Origin of the sequence: Roseibium sp., from assembly GCF_039982295.1 — a bacterium.
Classification (GTDB): Bacteria; Pseudomonadota; Alphaproteobacteria; order Rhizobiales; family Stappiaceae; genus Roseibium.
The window spans coordinates 60,465-76,518 of record NZ_JBDWYP010000003.1 but is presented as its reverse complement, the minus strand read 5'-3'; the positions used below and the strand labels follow the sequence as shown (position 1 = coordinate 76,518).

Below are 16,054 nucleotides of genomic sequence, written 5' to 3'. Positions count from 1 at the left end.
TTCTTACTTCGTTACTTTGCCGTAGTAAGAGCCGGTGATTGCCGCGCCCATGGAAAAGCCTTCCACAGAAGCACCCAAACCGTTCTGTTCGGTTTTCTGGAACATGATCGCAAATGGAGCTTCCTTCTGGAAATCCTCCTGCAGCTGAACGTACATTTCAGCACGCTTGGCGGTGTCACTTTCCTGAACCGCAGCTTCGGTCCGCTCGGTGAAGCCTTCAGCTGCCCAGGCATTCCGCCATGCCAGCTTACCAGTCAACTTGGCTTCGATGCTGTTGTCGGGGTTGTGCGTAAAGGTATCCGCGTTGGTCTGCGGATCCGGGTAGTCCGGGCCCCAGGCACCGACATAAATCTGGAAATCACGCGCGCGGTACTTGCCCAGGGTTTCCTTGCCAGTTCCCTGCACGATCGACGCATTGATGCCAACCTGGGCAAAGTTGTTCTGCAAAGCCTGAGCGATATCCAGACGGTCCTGTTCGGTCCGGACGATGAACTCAACGTCGAAGCCGTCGGCATAACCAGCTTCTGCAAGAAGCGCCTTGGCCTTTTCGATATCCAACTTGAACGGCTTGTCTTTCAGCTCGCCCAGATAGGAGAGCGGCAGGAAGGCCTGATGAACGACATACTGACCCTTGAGGAAGGAATTCGCCATTCCTTCATAGTCGATCAGGTACTTGACCGCTTCCACAACCTTCGGATTGGAAAGAATTTCATCGCTCTGGTTCATGGAGATGTACATGATCCGACCGCGCATGTCGGTCGCAATCTTGACATCTTCATTGCCACTGAGACCAGCAACGTCCTCAGGTGTCAGGTTCCGGGCAATGTCCACGTCGCCCTTTTCAAGAAGCAGACGCTGCGAAGCCGATTCCGGAATATGGCGGATGATGACCCGTTTCATCGCGGGAACACCCTCGGAGAAATTCGGGTTCGCTTCGATGGTAAGGGATTCGTTGGGCTTCCAGCTCGTCAGTTTGAAGGCGCCAGAACCAGCGGAGTTTGTCTTCAGCCAGGCGTTACCAAGGTCACCATCAACCTCATTCTCCATCACAAGCTTGCTGTCAACAATGCTCGCGATCGCGGAAGTCATGCAGTTCAAGACGAAGGACGGCGCATACTTCTTGTCACTGACCAGAACGAACGTGCTGTCGTCCTTAGCAACAAGGGTCTCGTCCAGGTTCTCTTCGGTAAAGCCGAACTGGGTGAGGATGAAAGACGGGGTCTTTTTCAAGAGGATTGCGCGACGCAGTGAAAATTCCACATCCTTCGCCGTAACCGGATTTCCGGAGGCGAACTTGAGGCCTTCAGCGATCTTGAACGTGTAGGTCTTGCCGTCTTCAGAAATTTCCCAGCTGGAAGCGATCGAAGGGCCGAACCCCTTGGAAAAATCCAAATCGTCATAATCAACAAGGGTCTGATAGACGCTGTTGGCATAATCGGTTCCGGAGAATTCAAACATCTCCTGAGGATCAAGGGAGATCAGGTCGTCGATGCGATGCGCGACGACAAGCATGTTCGGCGGCGTTTCAGCATAGGCAGCCGGGATGGCGCCGATCATCGGCATGACAAGTGCGGTTGTCAGCGAAAGCGCTGCAATTGTTTTTCCAAAAAGCATCTGGTGCTCCCCTTGATTATATAGATCGCGAAGGTGGAAGGGCATTGACTCGCGAGAAACGACAGTCTGCCCTTCAGCCTACTAAAGTTGCAAGGGCAAGAATTTGTGCAATTTTCACAAGGACATGGAGACACAGGCAAACGCACGGAACGCTCAAACCTGCATTTCCGCAACGTGGGCGGGAACAATCGCACGCACCAACCAATCAGCTGGTAGACTGGCGTCTTTCTAGGCGTTTACTGCCGCCATGTTCGGCATGGTTATAATCCGATCAAAAAAGCTCCAGCCGCGATGAATTGCGTTCGTAGCGAGCCCGATTGGTGTGCCCGGCATTCAGCGTTGGAGCCTCACAGGACCCACAATCCCGATGCCTTTGCCTGGCGACCGTTTCATTGCTGCAGTCAGATTCCGTAGTAGGTTCGATACCAATCAACGAAGTGTTTGACGCCGGTTTCGACATCGGTCTTCGGCCGATAGCCGGTCAGCTCTTGAAGCAAATCGGCATTGGCCCAGGTTGCGGGCACATCGCCCGGCTGCATCGGCATCAAATTGCGCTCGGCAGTGCGCCCGGTCGCCTTTTCGATTGCTGCGATGAAGTCAGTCAGCTGAACTGCATTCGAATTACCAATGTTCACGACCCGCCAGGGCGCAACTGGTGAAAGACTGTCCCCCTCGGGGACAACCCCGTCGACCGGACGAACCGGCGCTGCATCGATCAAAAGCCGTATGCCCTCAACCAGGTCTTCGACATAGGTGAAGTCGCGTTTCATGTCGCCGAAGTTATAGACGTCGATAGGTTTGCCTTCGAGGATGGCCTTGGTGAATTTGAACAGCGCCATATCCGGGCGGCCCCACGGGCCATAGACCGTGAAGAACCGGAACATGGTAATGGGCAACTCGAACAGATGCGCATAGGAATGAGCCATGTTCTCGTTTGCCTTCTTTGTCGCTGCATAGAACGACATCTGGTGATCGGCCTTGTCTGTCTCAGTGTATGGCATATGCGTATTGGCGCCATATGCCGACGAGGTTGACGCCAGAAGCATGTGTTCGGGCGGATGAGCACGCGCCGCCTCCAGCAATTCAAAAGTGCCGTTTATGTTGCTTTCCAGATAAGATCGCGGGTTCTCAATTGAGTAGCGAACCCCGGCCTGCGCCGCGAGATGAACCACCACATCCGGGGTTTCTCGAGAGAACAGTTCCATGAGCAGATCCGGGGTTTCAATCCGGTCGTTCAGAGCAGTGAAATGCTCATTTTGCAGCAACATCTGCTGCCTGCGCTGCTTGAGCTTGACGTCGTAATAGTCCGTCATCGCATCAAGCCCGATGACGCGGAAACCGTCATCCAGAAGCCGCGTACAAAGGAAGTAGCCGATGAAGCCGGCCGATCCGGTAACCAAAGCAGTGCGCATGCAGCTCAAAACCAATATAGACTAAGGACGCGCTTCCTTAACCCGGCGCCCTTGATTTTACAATTCAAGTTCCTGCTCGCTGAACGCAGCGTTCAGCGAGCAGCCAAGACACTTGAGAACGTCACACGTACTCGACAACATCCACCAACGCGCCCCGTTGTCCGATGACAGCGCTGGCCAGCCTGTTTCCTGCCTCGACACACTGGGCCAGCGACTGGCCCTGCAGATGCGCAGAGAGAAATCCCGCGTTGAAACTGTCGCCCGCTGCAGTTGTGTCAATGATGCTCCCGACGGCATTCGCTGGCATCGTCGTCATCTCTCCGTCTTGCAGGCAGATCACGTCGCCAGGGCCGTTCTTGACAATCACCAGCCCCGCTCCTTCAGCCGCATACCGCCGCGCCGTTGCCTCACAGGAGCCATCACCGAAATGAGATGCCTCATCTTCAAATGAGGGCAGCACGATGTCGCTGAAACGCGCCGCCTCCGAAATAGCGGCACACATGTCTTCCTCGCTGGCCCAGAGCCTTGGACGCAGATTGGGATCAAAGGCGACGGTAGAGCCATTGGATCGTGCTATACCGACAGCATTCAAAAACCGGCTTCGATCCGTATCCGACAAAATTCCGAGCGTTATGCCCGAAAAGTAGATCAGCCCGGCCTGATCAAGCTTTGCCTCCAGGGCCTCGACGTTTGCCGCGAGACAACGCGCGGCCGACTCCGAGCGCCAGTAGGCAAAGCTTCGCTCGCCTTCACTAAGCTGAATCATGTAGAGGCCAACGGTTCTGTCAGCCCGGCGTTCGATCAGGCTCGTATCGATCCCGGCACTGTCCAGGAAATGAACCATGTTGTCGGATAGGGCATCCTCGCCGACAGCTGTGAGATAGGATACGTCCCAGCTCTCAGGCAGCAGTTTACGCGTATACCACGCGGTATTGAGTGTATCTCCGGCAAAGCCCATGGCGTATGTGCCGTCACTGGTGGGCGCCATTTCAACCATGCACTCACCGATGGAGAGAAAACGATTTGTCACTGCTCAGACTCTCCGGCAAAGAACTCGGAATAATTGGCACGGATACGTGGGATTTGCTCCTTGATCCGCGATAGGTGAAGGTGCATCAGTGCGGCTGCACTGGCGCTGTCGCGTGTCTTGATCGCCTCGAGAATATCGACGTGATCGTCAAAGGCAGCTTGCGATGCAAACGACAGGGAGAGAAAACGAACGCGGTCCATATGAGCCTTGTTCTCCCGAATAATTTCCCAGGCAAAGGCGAGACCGGTTCGCTCGCATATTTCCCGGTGGAACTGATCATCGTAGGCATGAAACCCCACAACGTCCCGGGCTTCGACCGCCTTGCGCTGCAGCTCGATAAGATCGTCCAGCGCCTCGTGATCTTCCGCAGTCAATTTCTCGCAAGCAGCGCGAACGGTTTCGGCCTCGATGGCACTGCGAACAAACCGCGCCTGAAAGACTGCCCGCTCTGAAATTTCTGAAACAATCGTCGCCCGCTGGGGCCGAATTGACAGGAAACCAAGCTTGGACAGCCGATAAAACGCGTCGCGCACCGGTTGCCGCGAAACTCCAAGGGCCTTGGCGACTTCAGCTTCCGACATCTTCATGCCAGGAGGCAGTTCAAGAGAGAGAATCTGCTGATGCAACTCATCGAAGACAGTATCGGCGATCGACGGTCTGTTGAGTGGCTCCAGGGCCCTGAACGGGCTCGATCGCGACATGTTTTCCCTCCGTTGACTCACTCTGCGTACTAGCATATTACCAAACTAGTTACATTAAAAGCCCTTGCTTTCCAAGGCTTCCAATAGGAGCGCGCACGTGAGTCAGTTGAACCCGGACAGGCTTTTCCCCTTGGAAGAAAAAACGCGGCAGGTGGCCCGCGAACTCTACCAAACCGTGAAAGATCTGCCGATCATCAGTCCTCACGGACATACCGATCCGCGCTGGTTCGCCGAGAACGAAGCCTTTCCTGATCCCGCTCAGCTTTTCATCACGCCCGACCACTATGTCTTTCGCATGCTCTGCTCCCAGGGCATTGCTCTGGAAAGCCTCGGCATCCCGCGTGCAGATGGCGGCTGGACGGAAACCGACGGCAGAAAGATCTGGCGGATCTTTGCCGAGAACTATCATCTGTTCCGCGCCACGCCGTCGCGCATGTGGCTCGATCATGCTTTCGAGGAAGTCTTTGGCTGGACCGAACGTATAAGCGCCAAAACGGCAGATGCCTCCTATGACCACATTGCGGACTGCCTTGCGAAGCCCGAGTTCCGTCCCCGTGCACTCTTCGAACGTTTCAAGATCGAGGCCATCGCCACGACCGAAGGCGCACTTGATGATCTCAAGTGGCATCGGCAGATCCGAGAAAGCGGTTGGGCAGGCAAGGTCATCACGGCGTATCGTCCGGACGCGGTGGTTGACCCTGAGTTCGACGGTTTTGCCGGCAACGTCGAGGCGCTCGGCGAGCTGACCGGAGAAGACACCTCAACCTGGGAGGGCTATCTCCAGGCACACCGGATCCGTCGCGCCTACTTCAAGGAATTCGGCGCAACTTCGTCTGACCACGGGCACCCGACTGCACGCACAGAGAACCTTCCCGCAGCTGATGCCGCAGCACTCTTTGCCAAGGCCCTGAAGGGCAGCTGTTCTCCGGAAGAAGCCGATGCATTCCGCGGTCACATGCTGACTGAAATGGCCCGGATGAGTCTCGAGGACGGGCTCGTGTTGCAGATCCATTCCGGCAGTTTCCGCAACCACTCCGCCCCTACGATGGGCACGTTCGGCCGCGACAAGGGCTTCGATATCCCCACGCGCACCGAATATGTGCATGCGCTGAAACCGCTTCTCGATGCGGTCGGCATGGAGCCCGATTTGACGATCATTCTTTTCACCCTGGACGAGACCACCTGTGCCCGGGAGCTCGCACCACTTGCGGGCGCTTATCCGGCGCTCAAGCTTGGCCCCGCCTGGTGGTTCTATGACAGTCCGGAAGGCATGCGCCGTTTCCGGGAAACAACGACCGAAACCGCGGGTTTTTACAACACCGTCGGCTTCAACGATGACACGCGCGCTTTCTGCTCGATTCCCGCGCGCCATGACGTGGCACGCCGGGTGGATTGCGCCTATCTCGCAACGCTCGTCGCAACTGGGAGGTTAGCGGGGGACGAGGCGTATGAGGCTGCACAAGACCTCAGCTACCGGCTTGCCAAGCAAGCCTATCGGCTCTGAAAAGCCAGTCATGATGGGAGGAGCAACATGAACATCGGAAAGACCCCGGCTTCGTCCTTGCAGGCGAGCACGGCCGCCTCATCCTGGCTGCCGTCACTCTTCCAATAGGAGATGCTCATGTCACAACAGCCTTTCCCTGAAGTTCCGGCGGATCCTGGTATTACCCGCCAGGTCCTGTCCGAAAACCCGGACCTCATGCTGGTTGCATTCCGCTTCAAGGAAGAAGGTGCGGAAGGCAAGCTGCACAATCACCCTCACGTTCAGTCGACCTATGTCGAAAGCGGGCGTTTCAGGTTCACAGTGGCCGGCGAGACCTTTGACGTGGGGCCCGGAGACAGCTTCGTCATTCCGTCCGATGCCCGCCACGGCTGCCTCTGTCTTCAGCCCGGCACACTGATCGATTGCTTCACGCCACGCCGTGACGATTTCCTCTGATTTTATCCCAAAAGGATTGTTTCCATGCTCACAGTTGAGAACCGCTACGCCATAGACCCGCAGACGGCAAAAGGTCTGGACACACAAGGCCTGCGATCACATTTCCATGCCGACGGCCTCTTTGCCGAAGGCGAAATCCGGCTGATCTACACTCACTATGATCGCTTGATCCTGGGCGGCGCCGTGCCAGGGGCCGGCACGCTCACTCTCGACCATGTCGCCGAAACCGGCACGTCTTCCGTGCTTGATCGCCGCGAAATGGGGATCCTGAACGTCGGTGAAGCCGGCCAGGTTTCAGCCGACGGTACGGATTACACCGTCAACAATGGAGAGGTGCTTTACATTGGCATGGGTTCGGGTCCGGTGACATTTTCCGGCAAGGGACGCTTCTACATTTTGTCCGCCCCGGCCCACCGCAGCTGCCCGACAAGACTGATCCGGATTGAGGACGCCCGTCGTGTCGAACTCGGCGCATCGGAAACCTGCAATGAACGTGTTATCCTGCAGTTCCTTCATCCTGAGGTGGCCGAGAGCTGCCAGCTTCTGATGGGCTACACCCAATTTGCGCCAGGTTCCGTATGGAACACGATGCCGGCCCACGTTCATGATCGTCGCATGGAAGCCTATCTCTACTTCGACCTGGCTGATGACCAGCGTGTTTTCCACTTCATGGGCCAGCCGGAAGAAACACGGCACATCGTCATTGGAAATGAAGAAGCGGTTATTTCACCGCCCTGGTCGATCCACTGCGGCGCCGGAACTGGCGCCTACACATTTTGCTGGGCAATGGCTGGCGACAATGTCGACTTTACCGACATGGACATGGTGGCCATGGGAGACCTTCGATGAACCCATTTTCCCTTGAAGGCAAACGCGCACTGGTCACCGGCGCGAACACCGGGATCGGTCAGGCCATCGCCATCGCGATGGGAACGGCAGGCGCTGAGGTACTTTGTGCCGCCCGCCGCGATTGCGATGAAACACTGAGCCAGATCGAAAAGGGCAAGGCGATTCCCCTCGACTTTGCCGATCCCATGGCCGCACGTGATCTTTTTGAAGAAGAGCACGTCGATATTCTCGTCAACAATGCTGGCATCATTCGCCGTGCAGACGCCGTGGATTTCACGGAAGCGGACTGGGACGACGTCATGGACGTCAACATGAAGGCGATTTTCTTCACGTGTCAGGCGTTCGGAAAAGCTCTGCTCAAGCGCAGTGGAACTGGCCAGATCGTCAACATTGCCTCGCTTCTTTCGTTTCAGGGCGGCATACGTGTGCCGTCATATACGGCGTCCAAACATGGTGTTGCCGGAATAACCAAGCTGCTTGCAAATGAGTGGGCTGCAAAGGGCATCAACGTGAATGCAATCGCGCCCGGCTACATCGCCACCAACAACACTGAAGCGCTGCGCAATGACGAGACACGCTGCCGACAGATTCTGGAGCGGATCCCTGCAGGACGTTGGGGAGAGGCCAAGGATATTGGCGAAACGGCAGTCTTCCTTGCCTCACCTGCAGCAAAATACATTCATGGCGCCGTAATCAATGTAGATGGAGGCTGGCTTGCCCGCTAACCCGCCGCGCCTGGGGCGCAAGAGTTCCAAAACGATCAAGCCAGGCATCGTCCACCTTGGACTGGGCGCCTTCTTTCGCGCACATGGTGCTGTCTACATCGAGGAGGCGGTCAACGCCTCTGGCGGCGACTGGGGCATCATCGGCGTCAGCCTGCAAAGCCCGCGCATGCGCGACCAGCTCGCCCCGCAGGACTTTGCCTACACGGCCCAGGAACTTGGCCCGACTGGCGAGACATTGCGGCAGGTTGAAATCGTTCAGGATGTGCTTGTTGCCCGGGAAGATCCCGAAGCGGTTCTTGCAGCCATGGCCAATGCCGATATCCGTATCGTGAGCCTTACTGTTACCGAAAAAGGCTACTGCCACGATCCGGCCACCGGAGCCCTGAACGTCTCACATGCGGACATCAAGCACGATCTCGAAAACGAGCTACCGGTCTCGGCTCCCGGCTTTCTGGTCCGCGCGCTCCAGCGGCGCAAAGCGTCAGGTTTGCCGCCCTTCACAGTCCTCACCTGCGACAATCTTCCGGAAAACGGCAAACTGGTAAGTCGTATCGTCCTGGATTTTGCACAAGAGCTGGACCCGGACCTTGCAAGCTGGATCGCTGAAGAGGGGCGCTTCCCTTCAACCATGGTCGATCGGATCGTCCCGGCTACCAAACAGGAAGATATCGACGCTCTGGCGGAAAAATCGGGCGTTTACGACGCGGCGCCGGTACAGCATGAACCCTTCCGGCAATGGGTCGTTGAAGACGATTTCGTTCCTGCTTATGGAGCCGGCGCGCGGCCGGATCTCGGAGCTGTTGGTGTCGAACTTGTCGAGGACGTCACTCCATATGAGCATATGAAGCTCAGGATGCTGAACGGCACCCACTCCTCTCTCGCCTATCTTGGTTATCTGGCAGGTTACGAGACGATTGCCGATACAGTCGCAGATTCCATGTTTGAGGCATTCGTGAAGGCGTTGTGGCGCAGGGAAATCATGCCTTCCTTCGAAGCACCTCCCGGCGTTGACCTGAGTGCCTATGCCGATGCGCTGTTTGCCCGCTACTCAAATCCTGCGATACGCCATCGAACCTGGCAGATCGCCATGGATGGCAGTCAAAAACTGCCGCAGCGCATTCTTGGCACAGTTCGCGACAATCTTGCTGTCGGCCGGCACTGTCAGGGCCTGGGCACGGCCATTGCAGCCTGGATGATCTATGTAGGCGGCATCGATCTCACTGGCGCCCCGATCGATGTGCGCGACCCTCTCGCAGAACAACTGAAAGCGCTTTCAGATGCCGGCGAAACACCAGGCGAGAAAGTGGCGGCGTTACTCTCGGTCAAGCAGGTCTTCGATCAGGACCTTGCCGCGGAGATCCGGCTGGAAGTCGAAGCGGCATACCTGCTCCTCATTGCCGACGGCGTACGGGTGGTATTGGAAGACCTTTCGTAAAGAAAGGTCAGCGCTTTTCTGCAAGATCGCCTTGAGCGAGGCCGCCATGACGGGCGCATGGCTGGCCTCGCGAAACTGCGGGGAGCAATTGCCTCTCTCAGCCAGGCAAAATGCGCTGCATAAGTCCATCGCCTCAAAGCGTTGAAACCCCATCGGCGCCGACGCAAGTCTCGCAGAGCAATCGACAAGATCGCCACCCTTGATTGAGACGCCTATATTTTTGCAAATTTTCTTGACCGAATGTTCAAAAAATGAGCAAGCCACATAGTGCGCCAATATTGTGGGCCTGCCCTTTTTGTGATCAACTCTCCGAGCTTATGACAATAATTTCAGGGGTTCTAAATGGCTCATTCGAAACCGATTTCATGGTCCCGCCGGGCCATTCTGACCGCCGCGATGGCGGTTGCGACGACCCTGTCGCTTGGCATGCCGGCTGCATTCGCCAAGGACAAGCCGATCAAGGTCGCTGCGATCTACACGGTCCCGGTTGAACAGCAGTGGGTTAGCCGCATCAACAAGGCGCTGAAAGCTGCCGAAGAGCGCGGCGACATCACCTACACATTCTCCGAAAACGTGGCCAACACCGACTATGAACGCGTCATGCGTGAATATGCGGAACAGGGGATGGATCTGGTCGTCGGCGAAGCCTTCGCCGTCGAACGGGCTGCGCGCAAGGTCGCTGCGGAATACCCGGACACAGCCTTTCTCATGGGCTCTTCCTTCGGTGCCGCCAAGCCGAACTTCGCGGTCTTTGACAACTGGATCCACGAGCCGTCCTACCTGACCGGCATGATTGCAGGTGCTACCACCAAGTCGAACATCATCGGCATGGTCGGCGGCTACGCCATTCCTGAAGTCAACCGCCTGATGAACGCCTTCATGGAAGGTGCATTGGCGACCAATCCGGACGTGAAGTTCCTCGTGACCTTCATCAACTCCTGGTACGATCCGCCCAAGGCCAAGGAATCTGCCTTCGCAATGATCGACAAGGGCGCGGACGTCCTTTACGCGGAGCGTTTCGGCGTTTCCGATGCAGCGAAGGAAAAGGGCATTCTGGCCATCGGCAACGTCATCGACACAGCCGGCGACTATCCAGGTACCATTCTTTCCTCAGCGCTTTGGCATATGGAACCGACCGTCGACAAAGCTATTGAAGCAGTCCTTTCCGACAGCTTCGAGCCTGCTGACTACGGCCCCTACAGCTTCATGTCCTACGGCGGCGGCAGCTTCGTTGTCGATGAAGCTCTGGCGCCCGCTGACGCAGTAGCGGCTGCCAAGGAAAAAGAGGAAGAAATCCTCGGTGGCATGTTCCGCGTCAACGTGAACGACAGCGAACCCAAGTCGACCATGTAACCAGCTCTTCGAGTGCGGGCGAGGCGATCTTCGCCCGCACTCACCTTCTGAGACCACGGCTCCCGTGATCAGGGACTCCAAGTTTTCGCCGAAAGACCCGCCATGACAAAGACCTCGCCAGATGCCACCGTCGTTCTGAAACTCGACGGCATCACAAAGAGGTTTGGAGCGTTGACCGCCAATGGCGACGTCTCTCTGACGCTCCACAAAGGCGAGATACTCGCACTGCTCGGCGAAAATGGCGCCGGCAAAACCACCCTGATGAACATTCTCTTCGGCCACTATGTTGCCGACGAAGGTACGGTGGAGGTCCTGACCGAAGGCGAAACCCTAAAAGAGCTTGAACCAGGCTCGCCACATGCCGCGCTTGAAGCTGGTATAGGCATGGTTCATCAGCATTTTACGCTTGCCGAAAACCTGACGGCGCTCGAGAACATTCTCCTGGGCACAGAACCCTTGCTTGCGCTCAAATCTCGCCGCGCACAGGCCCGCGAGAAACTCCTCGACCTGATGGATGGCTCGGGCCTCAGTGTGGATCTGGATGCGCGCATCTCAACCCTTTCGGTTGGAGAAAAGCAGCGCGTCGAAATCCTGAAGGCGCTTTATCGCAACGCCCGGGTGCTCGTGCTTGACGAACCGACGGCCGTCCTGACCCCACAAGAATCCGATACGCTCTTCGCAACACTCAAAAAGCTTGCTGCAGACGGCCTTGGCATCATATTCATTTCCCACAAGCTCGATGAAGTGATCGCCGCATCGCACCGTGTGGCTGTTCTGCGTGGTGGCCGCAAGGTCGCTGATCAACCGACCGAAGGCTGCGACAAGCGGCAATTGGCCGAGCTCATGGTTGGCAAGAGCGTTCCAGAAAGCACCCGCGACAGCCAAATTCCCGGAGCGCCTCGCCTCATCCTCTCGGACGTGACGACCGGATCCGGTCGCGACGCCCTTCATGCCGTCGATCTGGAATTGCTGTCGGGTGAAATCCTTGGAATTGCCGGTGTCTCGGGCAACGGACAGGGGACACTTGCAAAAGTCATCTCCGGCCTTCTGCCTCCAACGTCCGGTACAATCGCCCTGGACGGTGAAGTGCTTACGAGCGCAGATGCACGTCGGATGATCGACTCTGGCATCGCCCGCATACCTGAAGATCGCCACAAGGACGGCATTGTCGGTCCTATGTCTGTGGCGGAAAACCTTGCGATCGAAACCATCCGAAAGGCTGAAAACCAGCGTTTCGGCTTTCTACGTTTTGAAGCTATCGCACAGCGCGCGAAAGACGCGATCGTCGCCTACGACATTCGGTGCCAGGGGGACAAGGCGCCCGCACGGCTGCTTTCAGGCGGCAACATCCAGAAGATTGTTCTGGCCCGCACACTTGATGCCAGTCCCAGTGTCGTTTTGGCGGCACAGCCCTCCCGTGGTCTTGACGTCGGTGCAACGTCAGATGTGCATCGCCGCCTTCTGGAAGCCAGAGCACGTGGCGCGGGCGTCATTCTCATTTCAGAAGATCTGGACGAACTCTTGAGACTTTCGGACCGCATCGCCGTCATGCATCGAGGCAATCTTTCACAGCCTGACAAGACCGAGACGCTCGATCGAGCCACGCTGGGTCTGCGCATGGCCGGACAATCGAAGGAGCAAGCGGCATGATCCGCTTTGAACCGCGCGAACCTTCATCCCTTCCGCGCCTTATCCTGATACCAGTTGCCGCAGCAATCGTCGCACTGGCACTGGCGGCGATCCCGATGCTGTTCGCAGGCCTTCCCGTTTTCAATGCCTATGGCTTGATGATGACGGGTGCATTCGGCTCTGTTTTTGCCTTCACTGAAATGCTGACCCGCGCAGCACCTCTAATCCTGACCGGTCTTGCCGCCGCGCTCGCCTTTAGGGCGAAACTCTGGAACATCGGGGCAGAAGGACAGCTTTACGCTGGCGCACTGGCTGCAGTCGCAGTCGGCTCGGGCATGATCGACGCTCCGGGCATCATTCTGATCCCTCTGGTGGTGTTTTGCGGCGCTCTCGCCGGCGGTCTGATGATGCTCGGACCGACGCTTTTAAAGACAAGGCTCGGCGTGGATGAGGTTGTGACCACCCTGCTCCTGAATTTCATCATCCTGCTGTTCGTACAGATGATGCTGGAAGGTCCAATGAAGGATCCCATGGGCATGGGTTGGCCACAGTCGGAACCCATGCTCGATGAAGCAATGCTGCCGAAACTCATGGCTCGTATGCGCATCCATGGCGGGCTGATCATCGCGTTTATCGCTGCAATTGGCATTCACCTCCTGCTGAAACGCACCGTCTGGGGTTTCGAAATCCGGGCGGTCGGCGAAAATGCCAACGCCGCGCGGCACGCCGGCATTCCGGTTACCGCGACCTTCATTCGGGTCGGTCTCTTATCTGGCGCTCTGGCCGGCCTCGCAGGTGTTGGCGAGGTTGCAGGTCTGAAAGGCTACCTGACGGCTGACCTGTCGCCGGGCTTTGGCTACTCAGGCATCGTCGTTGCCATGCTCGCAGGCCTTTCGCCTCTTGGCGTGGTCATCGCCGCACTGTTCATCGCAAGCATCTTCGTCGGCGCCGACAGCATGTCACGAGCCACGGGTGTTTCAAACTATCTTGCCGATCTGATCGTTTCCATGGCGCTGATTTGCGTTCTGATTTCAGGCCTCTTCCTGAGGTTCAAGGTCCGCTTCGTCGGCGCGAAATCCACTGAAGGAGTTTCGAAATGAGCGACATTCTCGAAATTCTCCTGACCGCAAATTTCTGGGCAGCGGCTCTGCGCATCGCGACGCCGCTCATATTCGGAGTGATCGGCGCCCTCGTCTGTGAACGCGCCGGCGTTCTGAACCTCGGCATCGAGGGCATCTTCACCGCAGGTGCAATGGCAGGCTGGATGGCAGTCTGGCTTGGCACCGGGCTGTGGGGCGGCGTTCTCGTCGCTGCGCTTGCCGGCGGCTTCTTCGGATTAATTCATGCCATCCTGACCGTTCCGCTTGGCCTCTCCCAGCATGTTTCTGGTATCGGCGTGACCCTTTTTGCCACGTCGCTCAGCTATTTCATCTATCGAACGGCTTTGCCGGACGTCTCTTCGCCTCCGCGCATCGAGGCCTTCAAACCGCTCGATATTCCGGGCCTGTCGGATCTTCCCTTCATCGGCCCTGCCCTGTTCCAGCAAACCGCTCTGACCTTCCTCGCCCTTGCCGTTGTTGCAGTGACCGCCTTCGTTCTCTATCGCACGCCGCTCGGCCTCGCGATCCGCGCAGTCGGCGACAACCCCTCCGCCGTCGAATCCCAAGGTCTTTCCGTCTATGCGCTGCGTATGGGAACTGTTGTAGCTGGTTCGGCCCTCATGGCGCTTGGAGGGGCATTTCTCACGATGTCAGCCTTTGACGCGTTCTTCTTCGGCATGGTCAATGGTCGCGGCTGGATCTGCATCGCGCTCACGGTCTTCGCGTCATGGCGGCCGGGCAAGGCCCTGATCGGGGCTCTGCTCTTCGGCGCTTTTGACGCCTTCCAGGTGCGTCTGCAGACCGAAGTCGGTAGCTTCATTCCAGGTCAGGTTTTCCTGATGATGCCCTATATCCTGTCCATTGCTGCCCTTATTCTTGTTGCGCGCAAGGCAGACTATCCACGTGCCCTGCTGGTCCCCTATTTCCGCGGCCAGCGCTGACGCGAGAGCCACAAAGAAACGAAAGTTGCCGCAATGAGCTTTGATCTCCTCGTCAAGAACGCATCTTTGCCCGACGGCCAAACCGGCATCGACATCGCCTGCAAGGATGGACGCATTGCCGCGGTCGAGGCGGAGATTGCAGCGGACGCCGCGCAGGTGATTGACGCGAACGGACAACTTGTCTCGCCGCCCTTCGTGGACAGCCACTTCCACATGGACGCGACGCTCTCCCTCGGCCTACCGCGAATGAACGAAAGCGGCACCTTGCTGGAAGGTATTGCCCTGTGGGGAGAATTGAAGGAGATCCTCACCGTCGAGGCTGTTGTCGAGCGCGCCCTGCGCTACTGCGATCTCGCGGTTTCCCAGGGACTGCTCGCCATCCGCAGCCATGTCGATGTCTGCGATGACAGGCTCACCGGTGTGAAAGCGCTCCTGGAAGTGCGCGAAAAGGTCAAGGACTACATCGACCTGCAGCTTGTCGCCTTCCCGCAGGACGGGCTCTACCGTTCGCCGAATGCGGAAAAGAACCTGTTGAAAGCCCTCGACATGGGCGTCGATGTTGTTGGCGGCATTCCGCATTTTGAGCGCACCATGGAAGACGGCGCCAAGTCCGTTCGTCGCCTGTGCGAGATCGCTGCGGAGCGCGGCCTGATGGTCGATCTCCACTGCGACGAAAGCGACGATCCGTTGTCTCGTCATATCGAAACACTCGCTTTCGAAACACAGCGCCTCGGCCTTCAGGGACGCACGGCCGGCTCCCACCTGACGTCCATGCATTCCATGGACAACTACTACGTATCCAAGCTTCTTCCTCTGATCGCGGAGGCGGGCGTCCAAGCAATTGCAAATCCGCTGATCAACATCACGCTTCAGGGCCGTCATGACACCTATCCGAAACGCCGTGGCCAGACCCGCGTCCCGGAAATGCGCTCTTACGGCATCAACGTTTCCTTTGGCCACGACTGCGTCATGGATCCCTGGTATTCGCAGGGCTCCGGAGACATGCTTGAGGTCGCCAGCATGGGCTTTCATGTTGCCCAGATGACAAGCCGCGACGACATCCGCTACGCCTTTGACTGTGTGACCAGGCATCCCGCCAAGGCACTTGGCCTGGAAGGCTACGGCATCGAGAAAGGTTGCAAGGCCAACTTTGTACTGCTGCAGGCCAAGGACACGATCGAAGCCATACGGCTGAAGGCAACACGCCTCGCCGTCGTCCGGGCTGGCAAGATCATCGCAAAAACGCCGCCCCGCGTAGCGCATCTGGCGCTCAAGGGCCGACCTGCATCTGTGGACCCCTCGTCCTACGCGCCTGCCTGAAAACAT

The 16,054-nt window shown here is 57.5% G+C and carries 14 protein-coding genes; 10 read left to right on the top strand and 4 right to left on the bottom strand.

The annotated features are described in order from the left end of the window. Window positions 1-3: 3 nt before the first annotated feature. From ABJZ52_RS00425 to ABJZ52_RS00410, 4 genes are all read right to left on the bottom strand, one after another. Complete coding sequence (locus tag ABJZ52_RS00425) at window positions 4-1,614, bottom strand: ABC transporter substrate-binding protein (RefSeq protein WP_348184409.1); 1,611 nt, start codon at window positions 1,612-1,614, stop codon at window positions 4-6. Between the two features lie 401 nt (window positions 1,615-2,015). After that, on the bottom strand, window positions 2,016-3,026 hold the full coding sequence (locus ABJZ52_RS00420) for an NAD-dependent epimerase/dehydratase family protein (protein WP_348184408.1): 1,011 nt from the start codon (window positions 3,024-3,026) through the stop codon (window positions 2,016-2,018). Window positions 3,027-3,147: 121 nt separating this feature from the next. Continuing rightward, complete coding sequence (locus tag ABJZ52_RS00415; protein ID WP_348184407.1) at window positions 3,148-4,056, bottom strand: sugar kinase; 909 nt, start codon at window positions 4,054-4,056, stop codon at window positions 3,148-3,150. Further along, entirely contained in the window at window positions 4,053-4,757 is a 705-nt protein-coding gene (locus ABJZ52_RS00410) for a GntR family transcriptional regulator (RefSeq protein WP_348184406.1), read from the bottom strand. The genes ABJZ52_RS00415 and ABJZ52_RS00410 overlap by 4 nt, the downstream gene beginning before the upstream one ends. A 97-nt stretch (window positions 4,758-4,854) precedes the next feature. Here ABJZ52_RS00410 and uxaC point away from each other — a divergent pair, with 97 nt between their 5' ends. From uxaC to ABJZ52_RS00360, 10 genes are all read left to right on the top strand, one after another. After that, window positions 4,855-6,261: a glucuronate isomerase gene (gene uxaC / locus ABJZ52_RS00405; RefSeq protein WP_348184405.1), complete on the top strand. Its 1,407-nt coding sequence runs from the start codon at window positions 4,855-4,857 to the stop codon at window positions 6,259-6,261. 117 nt (window positions 6,262-6,378) lie between these two features. After that, window positions 6,379-6,696, top strand: a complete 318-nt coding sequence (locus ABJZ52_RS00400; protein ID WP_348184404.1) for a cupin domain-containing protein — start codon at window positions 6,379-6,381, stop codon at window positions 6,694-6,696. A gap of 24 nt (window positions 6,697-6,720) precedes the next feature. Further along, a complete protein-coding gene (kduI, locus tag ABJZ52_RS00395; protein ID WP_348184403.1) occupies window positions 6,721-7,545 on the top strand; it encodes a 5-dehydro-4-deoxy-D-glucuronate isomerase in 825 nt (274 codons plus the stop codon). Beyond that, window positions 7,542-8,270, top strand: coding sequence for a 2-dehydro-3-deoxy-D-gluconate 5-dehydrogenase KduD (kduD, locus tag ABJZ52_RS00390; RefSeq protein WP_348184402.1), 729 nt, complete (start codon window positions 7,542-7,544; stop codon window positions 8,268-8,270). The genes kduI and kduD overlap by 4 nt, the downstream gene beginning before the upstream one ends. Beyond that, window positions 8,260-9,705, top strand: a complete 1,446-nt coding sequence (locus ABJZ52_RS00385) for a mannitol dehydrogenase family protein (RefSeq protein ID WP_348184401.1) — start codon at window positions 8,260-8,262, stop codon at window positions 9,703-9,705. The genes kduD and ABJZ52_RS00385 overlap by 11 nt, the downstream gene beginning before the upstream one ends. Window positions 9,706-10,101: 396 nt before the next feature. Continuing rightward, window positions 10,102-11,058: a BMP family protein gene (locus tag ABJZ52_RS00380; RefSeq protein ID WP_348184431.1), complete on the top strand. Its 957-nt coding sequence runs from the start codon at window positions 10,102-10,104 to the stop codon at window positions 11,056-11,058. Between the two features lie 102 nt (window positions 11,059-11,160). After that, the gene (locus ABJZ52_RS00375; protein ID WP_348184400.1) at window positions 11,161-12,708 is read left to right on the top strand and encodes an ABC transporter ATP-binding protein; all 1,548 of its coding nucleotides are present in this window, start codon (window positions 11,161-11,163) and stop codon (window positions 12,706-12,708) included. After that, window positions 12,705-13,787: an ABC transporter permease gene (locus ABJZ52_RS00370; protein WP_348184399.1), complete on the top strand. Its 1,083-nt coding sequence runs from the start codon at window positions 12,705-12,707 to the stop codon at window positions 13,785-13,787. Before ABJZ52_RS00375 ends, ABJZ52_RS00370 begins: the two co-directional genes overlap by 4 nt. Next, window positions 13,784-14,728 carry an ABC transporter permease gene (locus tag ABJZ52_RS00365; protein ID WP_348184398.1) on the top strand — a complete coding sequence of 315 codons (945 nt, stop codon included), beginning with the start codon at window positions 13,784-13,786 and terminating at the stop codon, window positions 14,726-14,728. The genes ABJZ52_RS00370 and ABJZ52_RS00365 overlap by 4 nt, the downstream gene beginning before the upstream one ends. Window positions 14,729-14,761: 33 nt before the next feature. Continuing rightward, window positions 14,762-16,048: an amidohydrolase family protein gene (locus ABJZ52_RS00360; protein ID WP_348184397.1), complete on the top strand. Its 1,287-nt coding sequence runs from the start codon at window positions 14,762-14,764 to the stop codon at window positions 16,046-16,048. Window positions 16,049-16,054 lie beyond the last annotated feature (6 nt).

Bases quoted from the DNA above. Each gene is read 5' to 3' on its own strand.
- ABJZ52_RS00425 (WP_348184409.1), bottom strand. From the start codon at position 1,614: ATGCTTTTTGGAAAAACAATTGCAGCGCTTTCGCTGACAACCGCACTT.
- ABJZ52_RS00420 (WP_348184408.1), bottom strand. From the start codon at position 3,026: ATGCGCACTGCTTTGGTTACCGGATCGGCCGGCTTCATCGGCTACTTC.
- ABJZ52_RS00410 (WP_348184406.1), bottom strand. From the start codon at position 4,757: ATGTCGCGATCGAGCCCGTTCAGGGCCCTGGAGCCACTCAACAGACCG.
- ABJZ52_RS00400 (WP_348184404.1), top strand. From the start codon at position 6,379: ATGTCACAACAGCCTTTCCCTGAAGTTCCGGCGGATCCTGGTATTACC.
- kduI (WP_348184403.1), top strand. From the start codon at position 6,721: ATGCTCACAGTTGAGAACCGCTACGCCATAGACCCGCAGACGGCAAAA.
- kduD (WP_348184402.1), top strand. From the start codon at position 7,542: ATGAACCCATTTTCCCTTGAAGGCAAACGCGCACTGGTCACCGGCGCG.
- ABJZ52_RS00380 (WP_348184431.1), top strand. From the start codon at position 10,102: ATGGCGGTTGCGACGACCCTGTCGCTTGGCATGCCGGCTGCATTCGCC.
- ABJZ52_RS00375 (WP_348184400.1), top strand. From the start codon at position 11,161: ATGACAAAGACCTCGCCAGATGCCACCGTCGTTCTGAAACTCGACGGC.
- ABJZ52_RS00370 (WP_348184399.1), top strand. From the start codon at position 12,705: ATGATCCGCTTTGAACCGCGCGAACCTTCATCCCTTCCGCGCCTTATC.
- ABJZ52_RS00365 (WP_348184398.1), top strand. From the start codon at position 13,784: ATGAGCGACATTCTCGAAATTCTCCTGACCGCAAATTTCTGGGCAGCG.
- ABJZ52_RS00360 (WP_348184397.1), top strand. From the start codon at position 14,762: ATGAGCTTTGATCTCCTCGTCAAGAACGCATCTTTGCCCGACGGCCAA.